Below are 5,861 nucleotides of genomic sequence, written 5' to 3'. Positions count from 1 at the left end.
CGACGCTCTTCCGATCTCCCTTGGGGCGGTTGACGTTGGCGGCGACGATGGTGGTGCGCACGTCCTCCATGCTGAGGCCGGCGGCGGCCAGTCGGGCGGGGTCGGCCTCCACCCGCACCGCAGGCAGCGAACTGCCGCCGATGCTGACCTGCCCCACGCCCTCCACCTGGGCGAGGCGCTGGGCCAGCACCGTGGAGGCGGCGTCGTACATCTGGCCCTGGCTGAGGGTGCCGGAGGTCAGTGCCAGGATGATGATGGGCGTCTCGGCCGGATTCACCTTGCGATAGGTGGGATTGTTGGGAAGGCTGGAGGGGAGCTGGCTGCGGGCGGCGTTGATGGCGGCCTGCACCTCCCGCGCGGCGGTATCGATGTCCTTGGAGAGTTCGAACTGGAGCGTGACCCGGGAAGAGCCGAGGGAACTGCTGGAGGTCATCTCGGTGACCCCGGCGATCTGCCCCATCACCCGTTCCAGCGGGCCGGCCACCGTGGCGGCCATGGTTTCCGGGCTGGCGCCGGGCAGGCTGGCCGAGACCGAGATGGTGGGGTAATCCACCTGGGGCAGCGGCGAGACGGGCAGGAGGCGGTAGGCGATCACCCCGGCCAGGGCAATCGCCAGGGTCAGCAGCGTGGTGGCCACCGGCCGCAGGATGAACAGGCGCGACAGGTTCATCGCGCCGCACTCCCCCGGGCCAGGCGATCAAAGGCCAGGTAGATGACCGGCGTGGTGAACAGGGTGAGAACCTGGCTCACCAGCAGCCCGCCCACCAGGGTGATGCCCAAAGGCTGGCGCAGCTCGGAGCCCACGCCGGTGCCCAGCATCAGGGGCAGCGCCCCGAGCAGGGCTGCGAGGGTGGTCATGAGGATGGGCCGGAAGCGCAGCAGGCAGGCCTGGAAGATGGCGTCCCGGGGGGCGAGCCCGTCCTTGCGCTCCGCCTCCAGCGCAAAGTCGATCATCATGATGGCGTTCTTCTTGACGATGCCGATGAGCAGCACGATGCCGATGATCGCCACGATGCCCAGCTCCTTGCCCGACAGGAGCAGCGCCAGCAGGGCACCGACCCCGGCGGAAGGCAGGGTGGACAGGATGGTGACCGGGTGGATGTAGCTCTCGTAGAGCACCCCGAGCACGATGTACATGGTCACCACCGCCGCGAGGATCAGCAGCAGGGTGTTGGTAAGGCTGGCCTGGAAGGCCAGCGCCGCCCCCTGGAAGCGGGTTTCGATGCTGGCGGGCAGACCCACTTCGGCCTCGGCGGCGCGGATGGCAGTCACTGCCTCGCCCAGGGAGGCGCCCTCGGCCAGGTTGAAGGACAGGGTGGCCGCCGGGAACTGGCCGATGTGATTCACCGCAAGGCTGGCAGGACGCTCCACCACCCGGGTCACCGCCGACAGGGGCACCTGCACGCCGCCGCTCCCCGGCACATGCAGGCTGGCGATGGCACCGGGGCCGCTGCGAAACTGGGGCTGCACCTCCAGCACCACCCGGTACTGGGTGGCCTGGGTGAAGATGGTGGAGACCAGACGCTGGCCGTAGGCGTTGTACAGGGCATTGTCGATGGCCGCCGTGCTCACGCCCAGGCGGGCAGCCGCCTGGCGGTCGATCTCGATCCAGGCCTGAAGCCCCTTGTCCTGCAGGTCGCTGGCCACGTCGGACAACTGGGGCAAGGCCTTCAGGCGCTCCACCAGGCGCGGCACCCATTCGCCCAGGGCGGCCGCATCCGGGGACTGGAGGGAGAACTGGTACTGGGTGCGGGCCACCCGGTCCTCGATGGTCAGGTCCTGCACCGGCTGCATGTAGAGGGTGATGCCGGCCACCCGGGCCAGCTCGGGCTGAAGGCGGCGGATCACCTCGGTGGCGGTGGCGTCGCGCTCGGCCAGGGGCTTGAGGGCGATGTTGAGGCGACCGCTGTTGAGGGTGGCGTTGGTGCCGTCCACGCCGATGAAGGACGACAGGGCTGCCACCGCGGGGTCCCTGAGCACCACCTCGGCCAGGGCCTGCTGGCGCTCGGCCATGGCCTGGAAGGAGATGGACTGGTCCGCTTCGGTGATGCCCTGGATGGCGCCCGTGTCCTGAACCGGGAAGAAGCCCTTGGGCACCACCAGGTAGAGCAGCACCGTGAGGACCAGGGTGCCCACCGCCACCACCAGCGTGAGGCCCTGGTGGCGCAGCACCCATTCCAGCATTTCCCCGTAGCGGGCAATGGTCCGTTCGAAGAACCGCCCGATGGCCCGGCTCACCGGCCCCTGCTCCGCCTCGGGCACATGACGCAGCAGGCGGGCACACATCATCGGCGTGAGGGTGAGGGAGACGAAGGCGGAAATGAGGATCGCCACCGCCATGGTGATGGCGAACTCCCGGAACAGGCGACCCACCACGTCCTGCATGAACAGCAGGGGGATCAGCACGGCGATGAGGGAGAAGGTCAGCGAGATGATGGTGAAGCCGATCTGCCGGGCGCCCTTCAGCGCCGCCTGCATGGGCGACTCCCCCTCCTCCACGTAGCGGGCGATGTTCTCGATCATCACGATGGCGTCGTCCACCACAAAGCCGGTGGAGATGGTGAGGGCCATCAGCGTGAGGTTGTTGAGGCTGAAGCCGAGCAGGTACATGACCCCGAAGGTGCCCACCAGGGATAGGGGGACCGCCGCACTGGGAATCAGCGTGGCCGGCACGCTGCGCAGGAACAGGAAGATCACCATCACCACCAGGGCAATGGCGAAAACCAGTTCCACCTGCACGTCGTGCACCGAGGCGCGGATGGTGGTGGTGCGGTCGGAAAGCACTCTCACCGCCACCGAGGCCGGCAGGCTGGCGGTGAGCTGGGGCAGCAGCGCGGTCACCCGGTCGGCCACGTCGATGACGTTGGCGCCAGGCTGGCGCTGGATGTTGAGGATCACCGCCGGCGTGTCGTCGGCCCAGGCGGCCAGGCGGGTGTTCTCGGCGCCATCCACCAGGGTGGCCACATCGGCCAGGCGCACCGGGTTGCCGTTCTTCCAGGCCACGATGAGCTGGCGGTATTCATCGGCGGAGCGCAGCTGGTCGTTGGCGTCCAGGGTGGACGAGCGCAGGGGGCCGTCGAAGCTGCCCTTGGCCTGGGTCCCGTTGGCATTGGCGATGGCCGTGCGCACATCCTCCAGGCCAAGCCCGTAGGCCGCCGCGGCAGTGGGGTTGACCTGCACCCGGACCGCCGGACGGCGCCCGCCGGCAATGCTCACCAGCCCGACCCCAGGCACCTGGGAGATCTTCATGGCCAGCCGGCTCTCCACCAGGTCATGGACCCTGGTGATGGGCAGGCTGGGGGAACTGACGGCCAGGGTCAGGATGGGCGCGTCGGCCGGATTGACCTTGCTGTACGTGGGCGGTGCGGGCAAATCGGAGGGCAGCAGGCTGGAGGCGGCGTTGATCGCGGCCTGGACCTGCTGCTCGGCCACGTCCAGCCCCATGCTCAGGGAAAACCGCAGGGTGACCACCGAGGCGCCCCCCGAGCTGGTGGAGGACATTTCGTCGAGGCCCGGCATCTGGCCGAACTGGCGCTCCAGCGGCGCGGTGACGGCGGAGGTCATCACGTCGGGACTCGCGCCGGGGTAGAGGGTCTTGACCTGGATGGTGGGGTAATCCACCTCGGGCAGGGCCGAGATGGGCAGCAGCCGGTAGGCGACGAGGCCCACCAGGAGGATGGCCACCATCATCAGCGAGGTGGCCACGGGCCGCAGAATGAAGAGACGGGACGGACTCATTGCGGGCGCCCGTTACTGACCGGGCCGGCCGCCAGGCCCCCGGGGGCCGTTGCCCCCCTTTCGCTCCCGCCCCGGCGCATCCACCGCCTTGGGATCGATGGGCTCGACGGTGGCGCCGTCCTTGAGCTTGTCGAGACCATCCACCACCACCCGATCCCCCACCGCAAGACCCGACTCCACTGCGGCCAGCGCTCCATCCACCGGACCAAGCTTGACCGGCGTGGCCGCGACCTTGCCTCCATCACCCAACGTGTAGACAAAGCTTCCCTTGGCCCCCTGCTGGAGCGCCGCGGTGGGTACGGTGACCACCCCGGACAAGGTGTCCAGCAGCAGGCGGACATTCACGAACTGGTTGGGGAAGAGGCTGCCGTCCCCATTGGCAAAATCCGCCTTGAGCCTGACCGTGCCCGTAGTGGCATCGATCTGGGCGTCCACCGCCAGCAGCCGTCCCTCCGCCAGGCGGTTCTTCATCTCCCGGTCCCAGGCCTCGACCACCAGCCCCTTGCCGCTGCGGTGCCGCTGGAGGATGGCCGGCAGGCGCTCCTCCGGTACGGAGAACACCGCCGTGATCGGCGTCACCTGGGCCAGGGTGACGATCCCAGCCGCGTCCGAGGTCTTGATCATGTTGCCCGGATCCACGGCACGCAGGCCTACCCGTCCGGCAATGGGGGCCCGGATGGTGGTGTAGGACAGCTGCAGTTCGGCGTTGCGGACCGCTGCCTCGTCGGCCTGCACGGTGCCCTGGTACTGGCGCACGAGGGCCTCCTGGGTGTCCACCTGCTGCCGGGCGATCGAGTCCTGGGCCAGCAGGCCCCGGTAACGCTCCAGGTCGAGGCGGGCATTCTTGAGCAAGGCCGCATCCCGGGCCAGCTGCCCCCGGGCCTGCTCCAGACTCGCTTCGAAAGGAGCAGGATCCAGGCGCGCCAGCACATCGCCCGCCTTCACGTTCTGGCCTTCCACGAAGTTCAGGGCCAGCAACTGGCCATCCACGCGGCTCTTGACGGTGACCAGGTTGCGCGGCACGACGCTGCCCAGAGCCGGCACCACCACCCGCACGTCGGCCGGGGCGATGGTGGCCAGGGTCACCGGAACGGGACGCTCTCCACGCATGCCGCCGCCCCCCCGCGGCCCGCCTGCCGGCTGGCCTCCTCCACTGCCGCCAGGGTCACCGCTGTGGGTGGCATACCAGGCAAGGGCGGCGAGCACCGCCAGGAGAAAGAGCCAGCGCCAGGGACGGATGCGGCGGGCGGGTTCGGAACGGGGGGAAGACTGGGGGCTGGACATGGAAAACCTTGGCTAGACGGCCGGATTCGGGCCGGGGCAATCCTACACGATGGTCTTGCAAGACTGCTAAAGACACGGTCAGCACAAAAAGAATCCCTGCCCCAGCGGTATTTCACCGGATCAGGAGAGCAGGCTCCGTCAGCGCCGTGCTGCCTCCGCCAGGACTGACCAGGCCAGCTACGTCGCCAGTCACCCGCGCCAGCATCGTCATCGTCCCATGCCATAGGTCACATCCGGGGCGTCCAAGCGGCTCGAAATTTCGATTAAAGTATCGAACTCGGCAAAATTGATACTTTTATCATTTATACATGTTCATGGCTGGCGCGATCCCCGATCACGTGTTCGAGCAGGCACGACAACAGTTTGCGGAAGCGGGTCGATGCATTCCCAACGAGCAGCGTGACTTTACCGAATGGCACCTGGGACGACCCTGCTATGCCCTGTGGGCAGCACGCCTCGATCACGCTCCCGTGAAGGCGGCGGTCCTTGAGGCGGCCCGTCACCTGGATGGTCTGCTCCTTGCCGATTACCAGCGGCAGCCCCACGTGACCCTGGCCCTGGGAGGCTTTCCGGCAGGGCAGCCCGCCCTGCGCGACGACTTCGGACGCTCCGCCCTGGAGAGCCAGCTGGCCGCCCTGGTGACATCGGCGCCGGCGCCGTTCCAGCTGGAGATCGGCCCCCTGGCCAGCTTCGCCTCCGCGCCCTTCCTGTGCGCCCGGGATGTGGAGGGCGGCCTGGGCCAGCTGCGGCGCCTGCTCCATCCCGCTGGCGACACCCCGGATCACTCCTATACTCCCCATGTCACCGTTGGACTCTATGCCGGCCCCTGGGCCGTGGAG

The 5,861-nt window shown here is 68.5% G+C and carries 4 protein-coding genes; 1 reads left to right on the top strand and 3 read right to left on the bottom strand.

Annotated features, from left to right (window positions below; translation table 11 throughout):
• The 3 genes from PHD22_RS16015 to PHD22_RS16005 all read right to left on the bottom strand — a co-directional run.
• A partial coding sequence (locus tag PHD22_RS16015) for an efflux RND transporter permease subunit (RefSeq protein WP_299869146.1) occupies positions 1-670 on the bottom strand: 670 nt, incomplete at its 3' end.
• Complete coding sequence (locus PHD22_RS16010; protein ID WP_299869143.1) at positions 667-3,738, bottom strand: MdtB/MuxB family multidrug efflux RND transporter permease subunit; 3,072 nt, start codon at positions 3,736-3,738, stop codon at positions 667-669. The genes PHD22_RS16010 and PHD22_RS16015, both read right to left, overlap by 4 nt.
• Before the next feature lie 12 nt (positions 3,739-3,750).
• Positions 3,751-5,022 (bottom strand): MdtA/MuxA family multidrug efflux RND transporter periplasmic adaptor subunit, encoded by a 1,272-nt coding sequence (locus tag PHD22_RS16005; protein WP_299869140.1) that lies wholly within the window; start codon positions 5,020-5,022, stop codon positions 3,751-3,753.
• A 314-nt stretch (positions 5,023-5,336) separates the two neighbouring features.
• Between PHD22_RS16005 and PHD22_RS16000 the strand changes: the two genes are divergently transcribed.
• Positions 5,337-5,861: 2'-5' RNA ligase family protein (locus tag PHD22_RS16000; RefSeq protein WP_299869137.1), on the top strand; the 525-nt coding region annotated here is incomplete at its 3' end.

Origin of the sequence: Zoogloea sp. (assembly GCF_028693495.1) — a bacterium.
In the GTDB taxonomy this organism is placed as follows: domain Bacteria; phylum Pseudomonadota; class Gammaproteobacteria; order Burkholderiales; family Rhodocyclaceae; genus Zoogloea.
Note: the sequence above shows the minus strand (reverse complement) of the source record. Positions and strands in the feature narration are given on the sequence as shown.

Excerpts from the sequence above, each read along its gene's own strand:
- PHD22_RS16010 (WP_299869143.1), bottom strand. The coding sequence starts at position 3,738 with ATGAGTCCGTCCCGTCTCTTCATTCTGCGGCCCGTGGCCACCTCGCTG.
- PHD22_RS16005 (WP_299869140.1), bottom strand. The coding sequence starts at position 5,022 with ATGTCCAGCCCCCAGTCTTCCCCCCGTTCCGAACCCGCCCGCCGCATC.